We start from the raw sequence: 21,114 nt of genomic DNA on the forward strand, positions 1-21,114 counted from the left end.
TCTTCCGTAAGTGTGCCCTCACAGAGGGCTTTTATCCCACCGGGAAGTCCAAAAGGGACTTTCCCGCAGAATAAAAAAGAACACTCCCGTCTATACAAACAAGAGTGTTCCGCTTTTGTATCTGTTCTCTTTGTTTTACGCAAATACCTGCAAATTCAGGACTGCTGCCAGAACAATAAAAAGAATGGCAAGGAACTTGGTAGATTTCACAAGCGCTCCCTCCATGGAACGTCCTTTATTCTGACCCCAGTATGTGTCGGCCATGCCTCCGATCGTTCCCAGTCCTGCCTGCTTGCCCTCCTGCATCAGAATGATGATGGTGAGCGCAATACAGTCTATAGCAAATATGATCATTAAAACCACTTTCAATATTTCCACCGTTAACACCTCCTGCGGATAAACCACATTTATTCTAGCACAAGGCGGTCCGTATGGCAAGGAATTTTTTACAACTACTCCCTCTGAAGCTGCACCCTCTCCATCTCGTCCAGCAGCTCCATGTACTGGCCGGCAAAAAGACTGTTCTTCCTCCATATAAATGTAAAATCGTGATACTTAGGGAAATCCTCCAGGCAGACCGGGACAAGGACGCCCTCCTCCAACTCCCGCAGCACCGCCGCCTCATAGAGGAAGGCGATGCCGCCTCCGCCCTGGGCCATCATCTTGATAGCTCCCATGTTGCTGATCTCCACCACATTGGAAAAATCGCCGATCCCCCACCCCTTCTCTGAGAGGGCCCTCTCCAGCACCTCCCGGGTCCCGGATCCCGGCTCTCTGGTGATAAGAGTGGCGGGAAAGAGCTCCTGGAATCTGAGAGGTGTCTCCCGGGGCGGGATAAAGCCAGGCGCGCACACTCCCAGGTACTTTTCCCGCCTGAAGAGGCGGAAATCATAGTCCCTCTTCTCAAAAAAGCCTTCCACAAGGGCAAAGTCGATCTCCCCTCTGTCCAGCTTGCCAAGAAGCTCCTCTGTATTGGCGATGGACAGGCGTATCCTCGTCTCCGGATGCCTGCGGATGTAGGAGGCCAGGTACTTCCCGATCACATACTCCCCGATGGTCATGGTGACGCCGAAGATCAGCTGTCTCCTCCCCGTCTTCCCCTCGTCAAACGTCCTCCGCAGGGCCATGTCGTCGTGCTTCATGGTGGTGACAGCCCCCAGAAGGCGGCGGCCCTCCGGGGTGAGGCTGATCCGCTTCCCCTGAAAGGAGAAGAGCTGTACCCCGTATTCTTTTTCTATAAAGTGGATATGCTGAGTGACAGCGGGCTGGGTGATGTGCAGCTCCCTGGCCGCCTTGGTAAAATTCATATGTCTGCACACCGCCAGAAAGGTATCCATCCTGAAATCGAGCATGAAACTTCCTCCTTCTCCGCCTCGGGCCTCCCTCGCTGTCCGGTCTTGTCAGCGGCATTAATAATAAATTTATATTATTATATCATAATTTATTATAATTTTACATTATCATTTTATCATGCTACATTTATTGGCAGATAAAGGAAAAAATCTATTCTTAAAAATCAAAAAGAGAAAAGAGGTTTATCATGGAATTTTTCAGCAAAAACATAAAGGGGCTTCTGCTCTGTCTTATCATCGCGGTTCCCGCCTGGTTCGCGGGGCTTGCCTTCCCCGTCATCGGCGGGCCGGTCATCGCCATCATCCTTGGCATGATCGTCACTCTCTTCATTAAGGACAAGTCCGCCTTCCAGGACGGCATTAACTACTGCTCAAAAAAAATCCTCCAGTACGCGGTCATCCTTCTCGGCTTCGGCCTGAACCTGTCCGTGATCCTGGATACCGGGCGTCAGTCCCTCCCCATCATCCTGTGCACCATCGCCACCTCCCTTGTCATCGCCTTTGTCCTCAGCAGGGTCATGCACATTCCGGGAAAGATCTCCACGCTCGTGGGGGTTGGCTCCTCTATCTGCGGGGGCTCCGCCATTGCGGCCACTGCCCCGGTCATTGACGCGGACGATGAGGAGGTGGCCCAGGCCATCTCGGTAATCTTCTTCTTCAACGTGCTGGCGGCCGTCCTCTTCCCCCACTTTGGGAACCTTCTCGGCTTTTCCCAGACAAGCGGGGAGGCCTTCGGCATCTTTGCCGGCACGGCCATCAACGACACCTCCTCGGTGACGGCGGCAGCCTCCACCTGGGACACCATGTTCGGCCTCGGCTCCGCCACCCTGGACAAGGCTGTCACGGTCAAGCTGACCCGGACACTGGCCATCATCCCCATTACCCTGGTGCTGGCATACTGCCGCGCAAAAAAGGAAAAATCTTCCGCAGGCAGCTCTGTCAGCCTGAAGAAGATCTTCCCCTTCTTTATCATTTATTTTGTCATCGCCTCTGTCATCACCACGGTGGCCACAGGCCTTCTCGGCGTGCCGGCGGACTTCTTCTCACCTCTCAAGGAGCTGAGCAAGTTCTTCATCGTCCTGGCCATGTCGGCCATCGGTCTTGGCACCAATATTGTCAAACTGGTGAAGACCGGCGGAAAGCCTATCCTTCTGGGGCTTTGCTGCTGGATCGGCATCACCGCCGTCAGCCTCGCCCTGCAGCACGTGCTGGGCATCTGGTAGGCCCCCAGGCGGCGTTGCCCGCTCCGGGCCCCGGGCTCCCGGTCAGCTGCCGTACCTGGCGGCTTCCCCCAGCTTCTCCTCAATGCGCAGGAGCTGGTTGTATTTAGCCGTGCGCTCCGCCCTGCAGGGCGCGCCTGTCTTGATCTGCCCCGCGTTGAAGGCGACCGCAATATCCGCGATGACAGAATCCTCCGTCTCCCCGGATCGGTGGGAAATAATAGTCCTGTAGCCCGCATTGCGGGCTGTCTCTATGGCGTCAAAGGCTTCTGTGAGGGTGCCGATCTGATTGACCTTGATGAGGATGGCATTTGCCACATCGCGGTCGATCCCCTTGCGGAGCCTTTTTGTATTTGTCACAAAAAGGTCGTCCCCCACAAGCTGCATGTCTCTCTCCAGGCGGGCGGTGAGCAGCTCCCAGCCATCCCAGTCCTCCTCGTCCAGGGGATCCTCGATGGACACCACCGGATAGTCTCCGGCCAGCTCCTCATAATAGTCGATCAGCTCCTCCACCGACCGGGTCACCTTGTAGCCGTGCATCCGGCTCTCCCCCTCGAACACATACTTTTTCAGCTTTCTGTCATACAGCTCAGAGGCAGCCACATCCAGGGCAATGCGCACATCCTCTCCGGGCATATACCCGGCCGACTGGATAGCCTCCTGGATAAAGCCGAGGGCCTCCCCCGCATCCTTCATGTTGGGGGCAAAACCGCCCTCGTCTCCCACCGCGGTGCTGTAGCCGTGCTTCTTCAGAAGTCCTCTAAGGTGCTGGTATACCTCCGCGCACATCCGCAGCCCATCCCTAAAGCAGCAGGCGCCGCAGGGCATGATCATGAACTCCTGTATATCAATCGTGTTGTCCGCATGCCGCCCTCCGTTCATAATGTTCATCATGGGAACAGGAAGGGTCCTGGCGTGCACTCCTCCCAGATAGGCATAAAGAGGCAGCCGCAGCGCCTCCGCGGCTGCTCTGGCGACAGCCATGGAAACGCCCAGGATGGCGTTGGCCCCCAGGTTTCTCTTGTTTTCCGTGCCGTCCAGCCTGGTGAGCAGCTGGTCGATCTGAATCTGCTCCAGCACGTTTTTTCCCACAAGCTCCGGCGCGATCCGGGCGTTCACATTGTCCACTGCCCGCTCCACGCCCTTTCCCCCGTAGCGCTCTTCCCCGTCCCGCAACTCCACCGCCTCGTATTTTCCGGTAGACGCCCCCGAGGGGACGCTGGCTCTGCCCACGTACTTCCCGTCGGCCAGAACCTCCACCTCTATCGTAGGATTCCCTCTGGAGTCGATGATTTCTCTCGCGTACACATCTGTGATCGGTAAATACTGATAAAACATCCTGCTCCTCCTTTTTATCTTCATCTTAAAATTCTTTCAGCCGGAGTTTAGTATGTCCCTTTTCACAAATGAAAATGCGCCGCATCACTCATGCGGCGCATCTTTTCTCACCTTGTTTTTTGTGCTTTTACGCTTCCACAGCCAGGTTCTCCGCGTGCATCACGTCCACGACCTGATCCACATATTTCTCGCAGAGCTCATCTGTCTCCGCCTCTACCATAACGCGGATCACCGGCTCTGTACCGCTCTCCCGCACGAGGATGCGGCCGTTGTCTCCAAGAGCCTCTGTCACTTCCTCCACAGCCTTCACGACTGCCGGGTTCTCACGGGCTGTCTTCTTGTCCGTCACCTTTACGTTCTTCAGGAGCTGGGGATAGATCCGGACTTCCTCTGTCAGCTTGGCAAGGCTCATCTTCTTCTCCAGCATGACCTCCATGACCATCAGAGAGGTCAGGATGCCGTCTCCTGTGGTGGCGTGCTTGCTGAAGATAATGTGTCCGGACTGCTCGCCGCCCAGGGAGAAGTTGTTCTTCACCATGTTTTCATACACATACTTATCTCCCACAGCCGTCTTTTCATATTTCAGCCCGGCCTTGTCGCAGGCCTTGTAAAGACCCAGGTTGGACATGATGGTGGTGACGATGGTGTCCCCGTTGAGACGGCCGTTCTCCTTCATGTATTTTCCACAGATGTAGAGGATCAAGTCTCCGTTGACCTCGTTTCCATTCTCATCCACAGCGATGCACCGGTCCGCGTCTCCGTCAAAGGCAAAGGCCACATCCAGGCCGTTGTCCTTCACATACTGCTTCAGCACGTCGATATGGGTGGAGCCACAGTTCAGATTGATGTTGAGACCGTTTGGCTCATTGTTGATGACATAGGTCTTCGCGCCCAGGGCGTCATACACGCTCTTGGCGATCATGAACGCGCTTCCGTTGGAACAGTCAAGCCCCACCTTCATCCCCTCAAAGGACCTGGTAGCAAGTGAAATCAGATAGCCTACGTAGCGGTTCCTTCCGGCCACGTAGTCTGTCGTGCGGCCGATCTGGTCCCGTTTGGCCAGGGGCAGTTCTCCTGTCTCCCCGTCAATATACGCTTCGATCTTCTCTTCCACCTCGGCCTCCAGCTTGTGGCCCTTGCCGTTGATCACCTTGATCCCGTTATCGTAGAAGGGATTGTGGCTGGCGGAGATCATGATACCGCAGTCAAAGTTCTCGGTCCTTGTCACGTAGGACACGCTGGGAGTGGTGGTCACGTGGAGGAGGAACGCATCCGCACCTGACGCGGTCAGTCCTGCCGCCAGAGCGTACTCAAACATGTAGCTGCTTCGCCTTGTGTCTTTTCCGATGACCACTCTGGCCTTGTGCTCCTGCCCGTAGTACCATCCGAGAAAACGTCCCACCTTAAAGGCGTGCTCCACTGTCAGGACTTCATTCGCTTCTCCCCGGAAACCATCTGTTCCAAAATATTTGCCCATTTGAATTATCTCCTTATCACAGATATAATTTTGGCCGATTGTCCGTTTTTTTTGCACAATCGGCCATTTCCTGTATATTATACTGCGTTTTATCTAAATATACAACTGGTTTTCTGTGGATTTCGCTTCCTAATGATGGAACAGGCGGATTCCCGTGAAGGCCATCACCATATCGTGGCTGTTGCATGCCTCGATAACATTGTCATCCCGGACTGAGCCGCCCGGCTGAGCCACGTACTTCACGCCGCTCTTGTAAGCTCTCTCAATGTTGTCGCCAAAGGGGAAGAAGGCATCGGAGCCGAGGGCTACATCTGTCAGCTTGTCCAGCCATTCTCTCTTCTCCTCCTTTGTGAACACCTCCGGCTTCACCTTGAAGGTCTGCTCCCATTTTCCATCAGCCAGCACATCCATGTACTCATCCCCAATGTACAGGTCAATGGCATTGTCCCTGTCGGCCCGTCCGATCTTGTCCAGGAACTGCAGGCCCATCACCTTCGGTGACTGGCGCAGCCACCAGTTGTCCGCCTTCTGTCCGGCCAGTCTGGTGCAGTGGATACGGGACTGCTGGCCTGCCCCGATGCCGATGGCCTGTCCGCCTTTTACGTAGCAGACGGAGTTGGACTGGGTGTATTTCAGGGTGATCATGGAAATGGCCAGGTCTATCTTCGCCTCTTTTGGCATCTCTTTATTTTCCGTCACAATGTTGTCAAAGAAATCGTCCCCGATATGGAGCTCATTTCTGCCCTGCTCAAAGGTGACGCCGTACACTTCCTTGTGCTCCAGAGCTGCCGGCACATAGTCGGGATCGATCTGGATGATGTTGTAGTTTCCTTTTTTCTTCTGCTTCAAAAGCTCCAGCGCCTCCGGCTCGTATCCGGGAGCGATGACGCCGTCGGACACCTCCCTCTTGATGAGGCGGGCTGTGTCCACGTCACAGACATCGGACAGGGAAATAAAATCTCCGAAGGAGGACATTCTGTCAGCGCCTCTGGCCCTCGCGTAGGCGCAGGCCAGGGGAGAGAGCTCTCCCAAGTCGTCCACCCAGTAGATCTTTGCCAGCGTGTCCGTAAGGGGCAGGCCAACAGCCGCTCCCGCGGGAGACACGTGCTTGAAGGAGGTGGCTGCCGGAAGTCCGGTGGCCTCCTTCAGCTCCTTCACAAGCTGCCATCCGTTAAAGGCGTCAAGAAAATTGATATACCCCGGCTTTCCGTTCAGCACGGTGATGGGGAGCTCGCTCCCATCCGCCATATAGATCCTGGACGGCTTCTGGTTGGGGTTGCATCCGTATTTCAGTTCCAGTTCCTTCATTTCTTATCCCTCCGCAAATCGTATTCTATTTATTCTTGTTGATGATCTTTGACTCGTATGTGCCTGTGGCAATGTCAATGTACCGCACAAACAGGGAGACCTTGTTGTCCTCGTTGAGGCTGCTCCACAGCGTGTCCGCAAAGGCGTCCATGTCGTCCGGGATGGCGATGCGCTTCGGCTCTCCCTCAAAGCTGGGAAGAGGATTGCCGTCGTGCATGTAGGTGTGGATGAAATGTCCCTCTCCCGGCACGGCGTTCTCGTAGGCAAATGTGTAACGGCAGCAGCTTCCCGGATCACCGTTCCTGCTCTTTAAGATAGACATGGCGTAATTGAATTTTCCGCCCTCCACATGCATGATACCGGAAATACGCGGCGTGTAGTTTGGCGCGTCGGGCTCAAACTCACGGCTGCGCAGAGACTGCTCAAAGGTCATCTGCCTGTCCATTCCCTCGTAGATGGTATCGGTCTGGTCTCCGTTGGTGACAATGGTCTTATTTCCAAGAACCCGCACAGGGGCGTAGATGATCAGACTCGGATCGGTCAGCTTGGACTCGTCAAAGGCCTGGGTGCGAATACCCTCGCCGTCCTCCACGAAGACGCGGTTCCGGCTGTTCTCGCTCCTGCCCATGATAAAATAGGCTGTGACAGCTTTTTTGCCGTCGGCGCTCCTCCCGATGATGATCCCTCTTCCGGGGTAGGAGTTTTCCTGTAATTCTTTTTCAATTGACAACATTTCCATGAGTGACTCTCCTCTTTATCTTGTATTTGCTGGTTTCCCACTCTCTCCATTATATAAGATATACGAATATTTTTCCACCATTAATCAGTATTCGTTATAAAAGAAAAGCAGGGAACAGTCTGTCACTGCTCCCTGGCACCTTTTACGCTATCACATATCGGCTGATGGCTTTCACGACTTCCTCACAGCTCTCATCAGAATAAATACACAGCTCCAGAACATTTTCCAGTCCGAGAGCCAGTATTCCGAGCAGTGATTTGGCGTCAACAACCTTTTTGCTGCTCTTCTTCAGATCCATGTCGCACTCATACCTGGATACAACATTGGTAAAATCCATCACCTCTTCCGGCGTCCTGAATTGTACTTTCACCTGATCCATACAACTTCTCCTTTTCCAAAAATTTTCTTAAAACTATATATTCGTTTCTGTCTGTCTTAGTTCTGTCAGTCATTATCATATAAGATTATTGCCAGGATGACAGGCGTATATTTTTAAAAAAGGAGTAATTTTTTAATCTGTTTTTGTCTAAAGATGTATTTTTCTGTATTCCAGCGGCAGCATTCCCACCTCCTCGCGGAAAATGCGGCTCATGTACTTGGGATCCGAATACCCGGCAGCGTCAGCAATCTGGGACAGCTTCATATTTGTGCTCACGAGCAGCTCCTTGATTTTGTCCATGCGGACTGTCCTCATAATCTCGGTAAAGGTGCTCCCCGTCTCCTTTTTGAGCCGGGTGCTCAGATACTCATCGGACACGCCCAGCCTGGAAGCGATCTCCTCCAGGGTGATCCCCTGGCTGTAGTATTCCAGAATCATCTTCCTGGCCTTCCTCACAAGAAGACTCTCCTCATCCGCGCCGCTGTCCCCCTCCTGCTCCAGGCTGCCGGTCAGCCTGGAAAAGATTTCCCGGATCTGTTCCCAGGTCACTGCCTCCAGGATCTCCTCCATCCAACGGGACATCTCCGATGCCCCCGGCACAGCGCGCCCGTACTCGCCGGCCGCGTGACAGATCATATTGAAATACCGGAAACACCCCTCTTTTACCTCTCGGGGCGGAAAATGTCCCTCCTCGCAGTAGTCGAGAAACCTCCGAACGCACCGGTCCAGTTCCCCGGCGTTCTGGAGAAGCGCCTGCTTTGTCTTCGCCTCGAGCTCCAGGGGATACTTGAAGGTATGTACCTCTCTGTCCCTCTCCCCGTAAACGATAAGCCTTCCCGTTCCCTCTGTCAGGCTGTAATCCAGGACATCGCATAGACGGACAGCCGCCTCATGGAAACCGGCAAGACCGCCGCACCAGATCAATCCCATGACGGCCTTCCCCCCGGTGAGCCCGGAGAGCATAGGCGCCGCCTTCTTTCTAAGATACTCCTGTGCCTTTTCCTGATCCTCCACCTGATAGAGAGCAGCCAGCACAAGCTGCCGCTTTTTCCGCTCCAGGGCACAGATGGAAAACAGACCGCTCCTGGAGCCCAGGGGCTCCAGGGCGTCCCGCACTCTGTCGCTGTACACCCCGTAATCCTTTCCCAGCCAGATGATGAAAATTCCGGTCAGCCCGTCCGGCACAAGGCCGTACTCCTCCTTCAGCCTCTTTCTCACATAGGGATCCGCCTCCACCTCCCCCGCCAGAGCGGAGAGAAAGGCCTTACCGGGGGTGTAACGGATCTTCTCTTCCTCCTCCTGACGGATACGGGCCTGCGTCAGCCGCAGAACATCCTCCAGCTCTCTGACCTTCACAGGCTTCAGGATATAGCTCTCCACGCCCAGGTCAATGGCCGTCTTCGCATAGTCAAAATCCGAGTAGGCAGAAAGCACGATAGCCCGGCAGGCATTTCCCTCACTGCGCAGCTCTCTTAACATGGCCAGCCCGTCCATACCCGGCATGCGGATGTCCAGTATCACCAGATCCGGCTTTTCCCGCCGGATCAGCTCCAGTCCCTCTCCGCCGTCGGAGGCTGTGCCGGCCACCTCATAGGCCGGACTGAGTCTGGGTATCAGCCCCGCCATCCCCTTGCGTATGGCCGCCTCGTCCTCCACGATCACGATCTTCATGTACATCCACCTCTCCTTCCGGTACAGGAATATAAATATGAACCCTTGTAAATACTCCCTCCTGGCTCTCAAACCGCAGATAGGCTTTGTCTGAATAGTACAGCCGCAGGCGCTTCCGCACATTCTCCACGCCCACATGTCCGGTCCAGGTCCGGGTCCTGTCCTCGTCCTCCAGCCTGTCAAGGTCCGTCCCGGCCATGCCCCGGCCATTGTCCTCCAGCTGGATATGGAGCATCCCGCCCTCCAGGGTCATACGGATCTTCAGGCAGCACTCCCCCTCTTTGCCCCGGAAGCCGTGCCGGATGCTGTTCTCCACAAAGGGCTGCAGGAGGAGCTTATGTATCTTCATGTTCAGGATCCCCTCAGGCACCTCCTCTGTCACCTGGATCTCCTTTCCCAGCTTTTCCTGCTGCAGAAGCACATACTGTCTGAGCCAGTACAGCTCGCTCCGGATGGGAGACTCCTCCCCCGCGTTGATGACCGAGTAGCGCAGGATATCCGCCAGGGCGCCCACCATCTCGCTGATCTCCATCTCATCCTTCTCTATGGCCTTCCAGTTGATAGTGTCCAGCGTATTGTAGAGAAAATGAGGGTCAATCTGGGCCTCCAGCGCCTGCAGCTCCGCATTCTTCTGCTCCTCCGCTGTCTGCTTGAGCTGACGGATGAGCCGCTCCGTCTGCTCCGCCAGGCTGTTAAAGCCTGTGGCAATGGTGTTCAGCTCATAGGGACTCTTCGGGTTTTCCTCCACCCGGACAGAGTAATCGCCCTCCCTGGCGGCTGCCATCGCCGCCGCGATCCCTCGCACCGCCCGGACCATGGGCACACTCATGAGATAGGCTGCCGCACCCAGGACAGCCATGACCGCAACGCCGATGAGAACCTCAAAGGCAAGCTGGCTGAACAGGGTATAGTGATACCGCTCCAGGGAGTACAGCTCTGTGATCTTCCACCCTGTATCCTGCTGGATCACACTCTGTATATAGTAGTCTCCCCGTGAGGCCCGGGCGGGTGATTCTCCCATGTCCTCAGACTCTGTGGCGGCGATGATGACCTCACCATCGCTGACAAAGCTCTTGATCCCCCGCTCCCCGGCCAGGGTGTCCCGCAGAACCTCCGCATCCAGCCAGAGTGCCAGCGCCCCCGTCTGCCTGCCCTCCGGAGATGCCGGGAGACGGCGGAAAACTCCAAAGACATGCTTGTCATCCTCCTCCGAGAAGGCCTCTCCGGACAGAGAGCTGTAGAAAAAATCTCCCGCCTTATCTGCCTGCTCTCTCCAGTCCCCGGCAGCCGCCTCCATCCATTCACTCCCCTTTGGAGTCTGATCCGGCTGGTCGAAAAAGAAGGCGCCGCCGTTCTCCAGCAGAAGGGCGGCCCCCGCTGCCCCAGAGCTCTGCCGGGCAAGCCGCTCCAGCTGTCTGTACAGCGCCTCCTGATCCTCCCCGGCGAGCTCCTGCCCCTGCGCCGCCTTTTTTGCGGTATCCAGGAACTCCTCATCAGAGGCCGCGGCATCCAGGACCGCCTCGTATCGATCCAGGGTAATGTTCATCAGTTTCTCCGACTGCCCAAGGTCGCTCTCCACCTGCTCCTCGTACCGGTCTACCAGAATACTGCGCAGACTGACCAGAGCCACTATGGAGAAAAGAAAAAGAGGAACTGCCGCCAGGAGCAGTATAATAGGCAGCAGCTTCCTCTGAAAGCTTCTCTCTCTTTTCATTTATTCATCCTTCTCGTGTGCATACAGACGGCTCTCATCCTGGATCATCACCGTGCCCACGCCGGCCACGCTGAAAAATTCCAGCAGAAGGGCATGGTCCATCCTTCCGTCCAGGAGGTTGACACGGTTCACGCCCCTCTCAATGGCCTTCAGCCCTCTCTCCACTCTGGAGATGACTCCCTCTGTCACTTTTCCCTGGCTGAGCATCTCCCGCACCTGCGCAACGGTCAGGCGGCTGTAAACTTCTGTCCTCTCCTCGTCCTTCCATATCCCTCTGTGGGAGGAGAGATAGACCAGCTTGTCAGCCCCCAGCCCCACGGCCACATCAAGCGCCGCATCGATGGGATCGATCTCCACATTCTCCGTGTCAATGTCATTGGGCATGATGACAGGGATATAGCCGTTTTCCAGCATGATGGAGGGGGTCTCCATGTCCATACCGCAGATGCCGATGGCCTTGGTGCCGCACAGCTCCAGAAGCTTGGCTACCCTTTTGTTCTCCCTGAATTTATCCACGCCAATGGGGGCGCCGTGCACCACTACCGGCTTCATGCCCACGGTCTTTAAGAGGGCAATATCCCTCATCAGCTCCTGCTCGCCCACCGGGCTCATGTATTTCCTGCAGCCGTACTCAATGACCGCCACCTGCCGGTTAAAATCCCTGATATAGGGAAGGGCGTCTGTCAGCACCTCCGCTTTTTTCTCCACCTGTTCCAGTATCATCCGCTCCATCTTTCTCCTCCTTAGGATCTGATTTCTAATATTTCCGTATGGCGTCCTCTTCCTCCCCGTCGGTCTTCTCCACGGAGCGGATCACCACATAGTAGCCCGCGTTGTCATTGACTTTCACATACACTCTGTCCCCTGCCCGGTGCTTCATGATCGCCTTGCCGATGGGGGACTCTATGCTGATCTTTCCGTTCAGGGAGCTTCCCCTGACGGATGTGACCAGCTTAAAGACTTCCGTCTCATCGTCATCCTCAAAATAAACCTCCACCTTTTTGTCGAGGCCCACCTCGTCGTCCGCCGCGTCGTCCTTCACAATGCGGGCTGTCTTCAGCATCCTCTCCAGATAGCGGATGCGGCTCTCATTCTGGTTCTTGTCCTTCTTTGCCGCATGGTACTCAAAATTCTCGCTCAGATCCCCGTGGGACCTGGCCTCCTTCACTGCCTCTATAGCATTTTTTCTCACAACCAGCTTTCTGTACTCGATCTCTTTTTCAATCTTCTCCACGTCCTGTCTGGTCAGCTGTTCTCTCACTTTGAAAAACATCCTTTCCGGACCTGTCAGTCCATGTCCATTATAGCATAAATTCTTTATCTGAAAAGGAGGATTACTCCTTCTTTTTCAGATCCTCCAGCACCTCCGGGGGCACATCCTCCAGAAGGTACCTCTTCATCTTCGGGGCCGGGTCAAGATGCAGGGCGCGCAGCTCCCTTCTGGACTCCCGGATCTCCGCCAGAAGGTCCCTGGCCGAGATGCGCCGGGCTCCCTGCCCCATGATGATGATCTGCTCCATCCCATCGGATGTGGCAACCGTCACCTGGTGCTCCCTTGCCATGTCGTGAACCGTCTTCTCAATATACTGATCCGCCGTCTCCGCCTCCCGGGTGTAAACCACATGGATGTTGTGGTATTTCTGCACCTCGCCGGGATTTCCCGGCACCTTGTAGGCGTCAAAGACGAGGATCACCGTCATGCGCCTGTAGCCCTGGTAGTCGCAGAGCACGTCCATCAGCTTGTTTCTGGCCGCCTCAATATTCTCCTCCGCCAGTTCCTTCAGGTCGTCCCAGGCAAAAATAATGTTGTACCCGTCCACAAGGAGGTACTCTCTTCCCCTCTTTTTGGGGGTACCCTTTGCCCTGTATGTATCCGGGGAAGTGCGGACAGTCCTTTTCCACCTCGTCCGCTTCTGTCCTGCGTTTCCGTAGGTCCGGGCAAAGATGGACTTCAGCTCCTCCTCGTCGATGACCTCCGAGTGGATCCGCCTCTTTCGCTCCTCCAGAACGGTGAGCAGCTCCTCCTTTGGCTTCTCCTCCCCTGTGTCCATCCCCTCCACGTGCATGTACTCCTCCACCTGCTGCCAGGGCACCACAAACCCGGCCCCGTGGGAGCAGAATACGGAGGAAGAGGGATTTTCCAGATCCCCCTCCGGATCATACCGGGCCGCGCTGATGACCTCCTCCGGGTTATGGCAGGGCTCGTACCCCTTCAGCCGGCAGGAAAAGCGCCCTCTGCCGCCAGTGTAGGACAGCACCTCCCGCATGTACCCCTGCATGGAGGCCACCGGAGCACTGCCTGTCAGCACCGCCGTCTCCTCCCCCACCACAGGGGATTCAAACCGGCCATTCATCCTCTGCACATCGGTCATGGCCCGCCCGATCATCTCCTGGGGCACCTCGATCCGGAACTCGTACCAGGGCTCCAGAAGGACAGACCGGGCTTTCATCAGCCCCTGACGGACAGCCCGGTAAGTGGCCTGCCGGAAATCTCCGCCCTCCGTGTGCTTCTGGTGGGCTCGGCCGGCAATGAGAGTGATCTTCATGTCCGTGATCGGGGCCCCCGTCAGCACTCCTCTGTGCTGCTTCTCCTCCAGATGGGTCAGAATCAGCCGCTGCCAGTTGATGTCCAGCATATCCCGGCTGCAGGCCGTGTCAAATTCCAGGCCGCTTCCCCTCTCCCCAGGTTCCAGCAGAAGGTGCACCTCCGCGTAGTGGCGCAGGGGCTCAAAATGGCCCACGCCCTCCACAGCGTCCTCTATGGTCTCCTTGTACACGATGCTCCCCTCGTCAAAGGAGACCGCCGCACTAAACCGCTCCCGGATCAGGGATTTCAGGACATCGATCTGCACCTCCCCCATGATCTGGGTGTGGATCTCTTTCGTCTCCTCCCTCCACACGATGTGAAGCTCCGGTATCTCCTCCTCCAGCGTCTTCAGCTTCAGATAGAGGCCGTGCACATCGCAGGCAGCCGGAGGCAGTACCCGGTAGGTGAGAACCGGCTCCAGCACCGGAAGAACTGAGGCTGTCTCATATCCCAGCCCCTGGCCGGAATGAGTCCCCAAAAGCCCGGTGACAGCGCATACCACGCCGGGGCCCGCCTCTTGCACGGTCTGAAAGCTGTTTCCCGCGTAGATTCGGATCTGATCCACCTTCTGTCCGGCCCCTTTCCCAGTGTCTGAGTCCGACATATAGGCGTCCATGCTCATCTTCACCCGCAGGCATCCCCCGGTCACCTTCAGGTGGGTCAGCCTCTGCCCGGAGGTATCCCTTGTGATCTTGTACACTCTGGCGCCAAATTCCTCCGGATACCGGGGGTATTCCATGTAGGTTCCCAGTCCCTGAAGGAACTCCTCCACTCCCTCCATCTTCAGCGCTGAGCCGAAGAAGCAGGGGAAAATCCGCCTCTCCCGGATCAGTCCCCGGACACTCTCCTCACCCGGGGCCTCCCCCTCCAGGAAACGCTCCAGCAGCGCCTCGTCGTGGAGGGCCATCCGCTCTTCGAAATCCTCCGGATCGGAAAAGTCCTCGCACTCGTCGGAAAGCCGTTTTTTCAGCTCCTCCATAAGCGTCCTCTCATCGGTCCCCTCCTGATCCATCTTGTTGACAAAGAGAAAGACCGGGATATGGTATCTCTCCAGAAGATGCCACAGGGTCTCCACATGCCCCTGGACGCCGTCCGCGCCGCTGATGGCAAGAACCGCATAGTCCAGCACCTGTAAAGTCCGCTCCATCTCCGCCGAGAAGTCCACATGCCCCGGCGTGTCCAGGAGGGTCACCTTCTTATCCCCGATGACTGTCTCCGCCTGCTTGGAAAAGATGGTGATCCCCCGGTCCTTCTCCATCTGGTCTGTGTCCAGGAAGGCGTCCCTGTGATCCACCCGTCCCAGCTTCCGGATCTGTCCCGTAGTGTATAAAATTCCCTCCGCCAGCGTGGTCTTGCCCGCGTCCACATGGGCCACAAGGCCGACGCATAGGTGGTCCGCGGGCCGCATATCCGCACGGTTTGTTCTATTTTCAGACGTATTTTCCATGAAAATACCCCTTTCTGTACTGTAATAATGACTGTATTATCATAGCACAAAAAGGGGTGTAAGTCGATAAAGCATTGTTTTCGAGGCAGAAAACCATTTTATAAAATTCTGTATCTGCGGCCTTTATTTTTCCCTATTGCTTCTATTTTTTCAAGCCGTATCAATTCTCTCACTAATTCGCGGGCTCTTGTTTCTTTAACTCCAAGGAATTCTGCTATTTCAGCTATTCTATATTCTCGGTCCAGCTCCATCCATTCTATTATTTTTTCTAGCTGTTGCCTGGTTTTATTTGTAAGTTTCTTTTTATCAGCGCTTTTTATCAGCGCTTTTTTATCAGCGCTTTTTATCAGCGCTTTTTCATCCATGTTTTTTACAAACGATAATTTCAAAATAGTTCTGTCGGGACAGTATTCTTCTATGACTTCCGGTTGTTTCCACCCCTGCTGTTCCCACACGCTGTATATATCCGGCACGCCGCTTCCGGCTCTCTCACCAATGCCAATCAGATTAAACATCTTCATCAAAGCTTTGTTTCTCGGATCCGAAATACCTCCCTTAAGCATCTGGGCCTTTCCAGTCCGAATACTTCCCGGATTCTCCATTACGATAGAATCTGCATCTTTCCGGATCACAATCCCTCTCGGGAAATAAAAGTCTGTATTTACGATACAGTTTGCCAAAGCTTCTCTCAATGCCTTGTGTACAGGTGTATCATCTACCCGAGTTATACCATCCAGCTTAAAGGGGATTTTCAAATCTCTGACAATCTTCCCGTAAACCCTAAAGAAAAAATCAAATAAATTCCCCGTCCAGTCGCCCGAACTGGACTGCAGCCTGTCCGTCCAGCGGATTGTCGGATCAAGTACTTCCCTGTAGTCCAGAAAATACTCAGGGAATTCATATAAAATCTTATACTCTTCTCCAAACATAAGAAGTCCGGCGGCCGTGGGATGCAAACTATGATCTCTGACAGAGAGCTTTGCAGCTCCTATCCTCTCCAAATATTCTTCATCGCTCAGCCTTTCCCATACATGTTCTGTTCGATACGCCGTATGCCGGTTGCGGTAGGCACGCACAGTCTCTGGATTAAGCACTTCAAGAGACATATCCTGCAAAATTTTCATATCTGCAGTTTCTTCCGGCTGATCCCGGAGCATCGCAAGCACTTCGCTGCGGTCACAGTGATAATCGCCCTCCCAGTTTCTACGGAAGCTTCCACTAAACATATCTCCATTTATATATACCGGCTTCTGTTCACGCTTTGCCCTTGGGACATGGATAACCATTATGATGCCGTTGTTTTCTTCAAATGTATCCACATCATCGTCTGTCAGCAGATTTACCGAAACCTTATTTTTATTATTAATCGTATCCCAGAAGTCTTTTCGCAGTTTTGCCGCATTGTCCAGCCCGGTCATATACCAGCTGCCGTCTTTATTTTCTTTTACGCCAAGGATAATGACGCCGCCATAGCAGTTAGCGAAGGCCGAGTATGTCTCCCACAATGAATTTGGAAGTCCGCCTTTTGCTTTTTTTACCTCGCGACGGTTATCTTCACAGTAGGAATCAAATTGGGACATATTAAAATTCACAGATTTCACCTCTCTTCACATGCAATTATCAAATCACATCTCTGTCAGTTTTTCCGTCAGATCACGGGTAATGCCGATCCTGTTTTCAAACATCAGATCCACAATAGCAAAATCGTTATTATCTATATTTGTAAAATCAATATTCTCCTTAACTGCTTAATTACTTATCATTTTATCATAATTGATATCTTTGATACATATAAAATTGAGGATGTTAGAGACTAATCGAATATCCGCCACATACCTACGCATTTTTCTCTATTCTCAGTCGTATTTATCTCAAAAACCCCCTTTTGCGCCACGATCATGTGAATAAATCATAGCGCCAAAAGGGGGTAAGTCGATAAAACAGTATTATTTAAAAACTAGCTGCCGAGATATTCGATAACAACTCCGGCAAACGGCTCTGCGTTTGTCAGGACGGCCGGATGTCCGCCTGTCTTGAACATGTGTACCGTGCCATCTTGTACGAGCCTGCTCATCTGCGCGTATTCCTCCTCCATATCCCCGCGGCACATCTCGTCCTCTGCGCTTCCCACAAATAGGATCGGGGTGCGCAAATCCTCCAGCGGCCTGCAGAACAGAGGTATCCTGTCCTCGGCACATTTTGTGAGCGCCTGGGTATTCAGATCCACGACAGCTTCCCAGTCTTCGCCCTGACACCATTCGTAGAATTGTCTGGCATGAAGGTCCTGCTTGGCAAAGGCTCTTTCTTTCAACAGATTTTCCGCAAAGTCCTCATGCAAGGTTCTGCCATCAAAGCTGTCAGCGACAACCCTGTCTATAAGGTCAGGCCGCTTTAATGCTGTATTGACAGCAACCCAGGCCCCGCCGCTTGTTCCCAGAAGATTTACCTTCTCAAGCTTCAGGTGTTCGATAAGCCCAATGACCTGTTCAGCCTCTGTGATCCAGAGATTTTCCGGAAACCCTTCTACTCTGTCTGACTTGCCGTTTCCCAGGAAATCCATCAGGATCACCCGAAAGCTTTCCTGATACAAGGGCAGCAGAAATTCAAACATGACAGACGAAGCCGTATCACCGTGAAGCATGACAAGCGGCTTTCCAAAGCCTGTTTCCCTGTAATAAATCTTTTTTGACTGATAATGAAAATATGGCATCCCTTCAGCCTCCTGCTTTTATGGCCTTATTATACATCATCAGCCCCGGGAAAGACAGGCTTTTTACTCCGATTTTCCACTCGGTATCAGCGCGGACCAGAGCACAAAGAGGACGGACAGCACAATAGCAAAGAAATAGGGCAGATGGGCGACTGTCCCTCCGAAGATGGCTGTCACAACGGACATCAGCATCGGCGACACAAACTGTGCCAGGTACAGGGCCGCAGAGATCAGCGGCATCACTGTGGTGGCCGCCGCCTTGCCCGCCTTCATGGACGCCTCCGACATGATGAAGGGGATGCCCGCACCGTTGGCAAAGCCCACAAAGATGGAGCCCAAAAGGGTACCTGCCCAGCCGCCCAGCAGAGCCAGCAGCAGATACCCGATCAGGAAGCAAAGGGGCGCCAGGAACTTCGTCTTTCCGCCCAGCAGCATCTTGGCTCGCACGAACAGAAGACCTCCGCAGAACGCGATAAAGTCCATGCCCGCCATGATGACCGCGATATAATTCTGGGGGATGATCCCCTCGGAGACGGTCTCCAGGGCAAAGTTGGCCGGGTAGATGAAGAAGGCGGACATCAAAAGGAACATGGCCAGAATGTACACGATATTGGACCGGAACACGCCGGCTCCTCCGGAAGCCTCCTTTTTCCCTCTGCCCTCTTTCGCCGGGGCCTCCTGCGTGATCCTGTCATTGGGCAGGAAAAACAGGCAGAGCACAATGCTGATGAGGCCCATCAGGTACACCAGGAAGCTGACACGCCAGCTGATGTTTGCCAGAAGGCCGGACAGCAGCGTGGCGATGACGCCGCCCATCTGGTTCATGGCAGAGGAATAGCCCATCAGGCCCACCTGCTGCTCCGGGCGGTAGTAGTAGGACAAAAGCCCGGTGGACAGAGGCATGATGATGCCCACGCCGATCCCCACCAGGGCGCGCGTCACGAGCACTGCGAAAATGTTGTCAAAAAGTCCGGCCGCACAGCCGCCCACCGTGTAGAGCAGAAGGCCCATGAGCACCAGTGTCCTGGCTCCGAACACCTTGCAGAGCTTTGGAAAAATAAAGTTGGTAATCACAATGAACAGCGCCGGCACACTGATGACCATCTGCACAAAAAGCTGATCCGTATCGGCAAAGTGAGCCTGAATGACCCCCAGCGCAGGTGCTACGGCGGCGCCTGCCATGACTGTCAGCAAAGACAGGGACAGGATGCTCACTGTCAGTGTTTTCCCATGGTTTGTTTGATCAGACAAAAAAATCACTCCTTTATCAAATTTCAAAAAGCAAAAAAAATGCGCAGGCCCTGTTTGGACTTACGCATTTTTGCTACTCAACGTAAATATGTTAGCACCTTATTTGAGAAAAAGTCAAATGGATTTTCAAAATTTCCCCTTCTGCTTTTTCTACTCTCCCTCGTGCAGCAGCGCCTTCAGATCCTCCTCCGGCGTGCTGACAGGGGCGATATGATAGTGCTCCACCAGATAGCTGAGCACGTTGGGGGAGATGAACGCCGGGAGAGTCGGCCCCAGTCGGATGTCTGTGATGCCCAGATAGAGCAGCGTCAGAAGGATGCAGACCGCCTTCTGCTCATACCAGGAGAGAACCATGGACAGGGGGAGCTCGTTTACACCGCAGCCAAAGGCGTCCGCAAGCGCCGTTGCAATTTTGATGGCGCTGAAGGCATCGTTGCACTGCCCTATGTCCATGAGACGGGGCAGGCCGCCGATGGTTCCCAGGTCCAGGTCGTTAAAGCGGTATTTGCCGCAGGCCAGCGTGAGCACCACCGCGTCCTCCGGCGTCTGCTTCACAAACTCCGTGTAATAGTTCCTGCCGGGACGGGCGCCGTCGCATCCTCCAACAAGGAAGAAATGCCTGATATCTCCGGCCTTCACCGCTTCAACAATCCGGTCAGCCAGGCCAAGGACCGCATCGTGGCCAAATCCTGTTGTCACTGTCCTTCCCCCGTTGATGCCGGCAAAGGGCTGATCCTCTGTGTATCCGCCCAGGGCAAGGGCCTTCTCGATGACAGGCGTAAAGTCTTTATCAGAGCCGATATGGACAATCTCCGGGTAGGAAACCACCTCCGTGGTAAACACCCTGTCCGCATAGCTGCCGGCGGGCGGCATCAGGCAGTTGGTCGTAAAGAGAACCGGGGCCGGGATGCCCGCAAATTCCTTTTTCTGGTTCTGCCAGGCAGTGCCGAAATTTCCTTTCAGATGGGGATATTTCTTCAGCTCCGGATACCCGTGAGCCGGGAGCATCTCGCCGTGTGTATACACATTGATCCCTTTTCCCTCCGTCTGCTCAAGCAGCAGCTTCAGATCCAGCAGGTCATGCCCGGAGATGACGATAAAGGGGCCTTTCTCCACTGTAAGCGGCACCTCCGTTGGAACCGGCGCGCCGAAGGTCTCCGTGTTTGCCTGATCCAGCAGCTCCATGCAGGCAAGGTTGTATTTTCCCACCTCCATGACGATCGGCAGCAGCTCTTCCATGCTCCAGTCCTCCCCCACGGCAAACAGCGCCTTGCAGAAAAACCGGTTCAGCTCCTCGTCCGTGTAGCCCAGGACCATGGCATGGTACGCATAGGCCGCCATGCCCCGTATCCCGAAAAGGATCAGGGATTTCAGGCTGCGAATGTCCTCGTCGGCATGCCAGAGACGCGAGAGATCGTAGTCCCCGGTTTTACCGCAGGGGGCTCCGCAGCCGGAGCACATAGGCGCCAGCTTCTCCTTATCCTCATGGACCCGTCCCATGAGCTCACGGATCGTATCGTCATGAAAATTGACGTTGGTGACCGTGGTAAACAGCCCTTCTATAAATATCTTCCATGTATCATCCGTGTAAAGAGTACCTCCATTTGTGGCCCGGGCCAGCCCGATCAGCGCCCCCGTCAGCTCATCCTGCAGCCTTGCGGTCTTTTCACTCTTTCCGCACACGCCCTTTTTCCCTGTACACCCGGCACATCCGGCTGTCTGTTCACACTGAAAGCAAAACATTTGTTGATCCATTGTCATTCTCCTACTATTAGTATTGTCATAGTCATTCTTTACCTTTTCTACAGGTTAGACTATGCTATTTTAAGATACTGTGGATTGGTTTCTTTCTCCTACCACTTGATGGTTTAAATAAGGCTCCAACCACAGTCTCTTTGTCCGGTTGTTAATCAGTTAGTTA

17 protein-coding genes are annotated in these 21,114 nt (G+C 54.4%); 1 reads left to right on the forward strand and 16 read right to left on the reverse strand.

The annotated features are described in order from the left end of the window. Positions 1 to 135: 135 nt before the first annotated feature. On the reverse strand, positions 136 to 378 hold the full coding sequence (gene secG, locus H7U36_RS13315; RefSeq protein WP_087173319.1) for a preprotein translocase subunit SecG: 243 nt from the start codon (positions 376 to 378) through the stop codon (positions 136 to 138). 74 nt (positions 379 to 452) lie between these two features. Further along, positions 453 to 1,352: a LysR family transcriptional regulator gene (locus H7U36_RS13320; RefSeq protein ID WP_138303763.1), complete on the reverse strand. Its 900-nt coding sequence runs from the start codon at positions 1,350 to 1,352 to the stop codon at positions 453 to 455. A gap of 188 nt (positions 1,353 to 1,540) precedes the next feature. On the opposite strand from H7U36_RS13320, the gene H7U36_RS13325 reads away from it, so the two are divergent. Continuing rightward, a complete protein-coding gene (locus H7U36_RS13325) occupies positions 1,541 to 2,575 on the forward strand; it encodes a YeiH family protein (protein ID WP_138303765.1) in 1,035 nt (344 codons plus the stop codon). A 42-nt stretch (positions 2,576 to 2,617) separates the two neighbouring features. Here H7U36_RS13325 and eno read toward each other — a convergent pair whose 3' ends face one another. The 14 genes from eno to hcp all read right to left on the reverse strand — a co-directional run bounded on the left by eno (position 2,618) and on the right by hcp (position 20,948). Next, positions 2,618 to 3,910, reverse strand: coding sequence for a phosphopyruvate hydratase (gene eno / locus H7U36_RS13330; RefSeq protein WP_138303767.1), 1,293 nt, complete (start codon positions 3,908 to 3,910; stop codon positions 2,618 to 2,620). A 127-nt stretch (positions 3,911 to 4,037) separates the two neighbouring features. Beyond that, positions 4,038 to 5,387, reverse strand: a complete 1,350-nt coding sequence (glmM, locus tag H7U36_RS13335) for a phosphoglucosamine mutase (protein ID WP_138303769.1) — start codon at positions 5,385 to 5,387, stop codon at positions 4,038 to 4,040. A 129-nt stretch (positions 5,388 to 5,516) separates the two neighbouring features. Then, positions 5,517 to 6,695, reverse strand: coding sequence for a phosphoribosylaminoimidazolecarboxamide formyltransferase (locus tag H7U36_RS13340; RefSeq protein WP_138303771.1), 1,179 nt, complete (start codon positions 6,693 to 6,695; stop codon positions 5,517 to 5,519). A gap of 25 nt (positions 6,696 to 6,720) precedes the next feature. Next, positions 6,721 to 7,434, reverse strand: a complete 714-nt coding sequence (locus H7U36_RS13345; RefSeq protein ID WP_138303773.1) for an IMP cyclohydrolase — start codon at positions 7,432 to 7,434, stop codon at positions 6,721 to 6,723. 142 nt (positions 7,435 to 7,576) lie between these two features. Next, the gene (locus H7U36_RS13350) at positions 7,577 to 7,813 is read right to left on the reverse strand and encodes an HPr family phosphocarrier protein (protein WP_087173325.1); all 237 of its coding nucleotides are present in this window, start codon (positions 7,811 to 7,813) and stop codon (positions 7,577 to 7,579) included. A gap of 147 nt (positions 7,814 to 7,960) precedes the next feature. Continuing rightward, positions 7,961 to 9,490 (reverse strand): response regulator, encoded by a 1,530-nt coding sequence (locus tag H7U36_RS13355; RefSeq protein ID WP_171031537.1) that lies wholly within the window; start codon positions 9,488 to 9,490, stop codon positions 7,961 to 7,963. Next, the gene (locus tag H7U36_RS13360; protein WP_138303778.1) at positions 9,402 to 11,198 is read right to left on the reverse strand and encodes a sensor histidine kinase; all 1,797 of its coding nucleotides are present in this window, start codon (positions 11,196 to 11,198) and stop codon (positions 9,402 to 9,404) included. The genes H7U36_RS13355 and H7U36_RS13360 overlap by 89 nt, the downstream gene beginning before the upstream one ends. Continuing rightward, on the reverse strand, positions 11,199 to 11,930 hold the full coding sequence (locus H7U36_RS13365; protein WP_191429034.1) for an amino acid kinase family protein: 732 nt from the start codon (positions 11,928 to 11,930) through the stop codon (positions 11,199 to 11,201). Positions 11,931 to 11,955: 25 nt separating this feature from the next. Then, positions 11,956 to 12,459 (reverse strand): transcription elongation factor GreA, encoded by a 504-nt coding sequence (gene greA, locus H7U36_RS13370; protein ID WP_138303782.1) that lies wholly within the window; start codon positions 12,457 to 12,459, stop codon positions 11,956 to 11,958. A 73-nt stretch (positions 12,460 to 12,532) separates the two neighbouring features. After that, positions 12,533 to 15,232, reverse strand: coding sequence for a translation factor GTPase family protein (locus H7U36_RS13375; RefSeq protein WP_205156317.1), 2,700 nt, complete (start codon positions 15,230 to 15,232; stop codon positions 12,533 to 12,535). Between the two features lie 98 nt (positions 15,233 to 15,330). Further along, on the reverse strand, positions 15,331 to 16,812 hold the full coding sequence (locus tag H7U36_RS13380) for an RNA/DNA-binding domain-containing protein (protein ID WP_205156318.1): 1,482 nt from the start codon (positions 16,810 to 16,812) through the stop codon (positions 15,331 to 15,333). 377 nt (positions 16,813 to 17,189) lie between these two features. Next, complete coding sequence (locus H7U36_RS13385) at positions 17,190 to 17,942, reverse strand: alpha/beta fold hydrolase (protein ID WP_191493993.1); 753 nt, start codon at positions 17,940 to 17,942, stop codon at positions 17,190 to 17,192. Between the two features lie 63 nt (positions 17,943 to 18,005). Then, positions 18,006 to 19,193, reverse strand: a complete 1,188-nt coding sequence (locus H7U36_RS13390) for an MFS transporter (RefSeq protein WP_191493994.1) — start codon at positions 19,191 to 19,193, stop codon at positions 18,006 to 18,008. Between the two features lie 150 nt (positions 19,194 to 19,343). Continuing rightward, positions 19,344 to 20,948: a hydroxylamine reductase gene (hcp, locus tag H7U36_RS13395; RefSeq protein ID WP_191493995.1), complete on the reverse strand. Its 1,605-nt coding sequence runs from the start codon at positions 20,946 to 20,948 to the stop codon at positions 19,344 to 19,346. Positions 20,949 to 21,114: the final 166 nt, after the last annotated feature.

Origin of the sequence: Faecalicatena fissicatena (assembly GCF_016900595.1) — a bacterium.
Lineage (GTDB): Bacteria > Bacillota > Clostridia > Lachnospirales > Lachnospiraceae > Claveliimonas > Claveliimonas intestinigallinarum.

Excerpts from the sequence above, each read along its gene's own strand:
- hcp (WP_191493995.1), bottom strand. The coding sequence starts at position 20,948 with ATGGATCAACAAATGTTTTGCTTTCAGTGTGAACAGACAGCCGGATGT.
- H7U36_RS13380 (WP_205156318.1), bottom strand. The coding sequence starts at position 16,812 with ATGTCCCAATTTGATTCCTACTGTGAAGATAACCGTCGCGAGGTAAAA.
- H7U36_RS13325 (WP_138303765.1), top strand. The coding sequence starts at position 1,541 with ATGGAATTTTTCAGCAAAAACATAAAGGGGCTTCTGCTCTGTCTTATC.
- H7U36_RS13375 (WP_205156317.1), bottom strand. The coding sequence starts at position 15,232 with ATGGAAAATACGTCTGAAAATAGAACAAACCGTGCGGATATGCGGCCC.
- H7U36_RS13350 (WP_087173325.1), bottom strand. The coding sequence starts at position 7,813 with ATGGATCAGGTGAAAGTACAATTCAGGACGCCGGAAGAGGTGATGGAT.
- H7U36_RS13385 (WP_191493993.1), bottom strand. The coding sequence starts at position 17,942 with ATGCCATATTTTCATTATCAGTCAAAAAAGATTTATTACAGGGAAACA.
- H7U36_RS13365 (WP_191429034.1), bottom strand. The coding sequence starts at position 11,930 with ATGGAGCGGATGATACTGGAACAGGTGGAGAAAAAAGCGGAGGTGCTG.
- eno (WP_138303767.1), bottom strand. The coding sequence starts at position 3,910 with ATGTTTTATCAGTATTTACCGATCACAGATGTGTACGCGAGAGAAATC.
- H7U36_RS13345 (WP_138303773.1), bottom strand. The coding sequence starts at position 7,434 with ATGGAAATGTTGTCAATTGAAAAAGAATTACAGGAAAACTCCTACCCC.
- H7U36_RS13355 (WP_171031537.1), bottom strand. The coding sequence starts at position 9,490 with ATGTACATGAAGATCGTGATCGTGGAGGACGAGGCGGCCATACGCAAG.
- glmM (WP_138303769.1), bottom strand. The coding sequence starts at position 5,387 with ATGGGCAAATATTTTGGAACAGATGGTTTCCGGGGAGAAGCGAATGAA.
- H7U36_RS13340 (WP_138303771.1), bottom strand. The coding sequence starts at position 6,695 with ATGAAGGAACTGGAACTGAAATACGGATGCAACCCCAACCAGAAGCCG.
- H7U36_RS13360 (WP_138303778.1), bottom strand. The coding sequence starts at position 11,198 with ATGAAAAGAGAGAGAAGCTTTCAGAGGAAGCTGCTGCCTATTATACTG.
- H7U36_RS13320 (WP_138303763.1), bottom strand. The coding sequence starts at position 1,352 with ATGCTCGATTTCAGGATGGATACCTTTCTGGCGGTGTGCAGACATATG.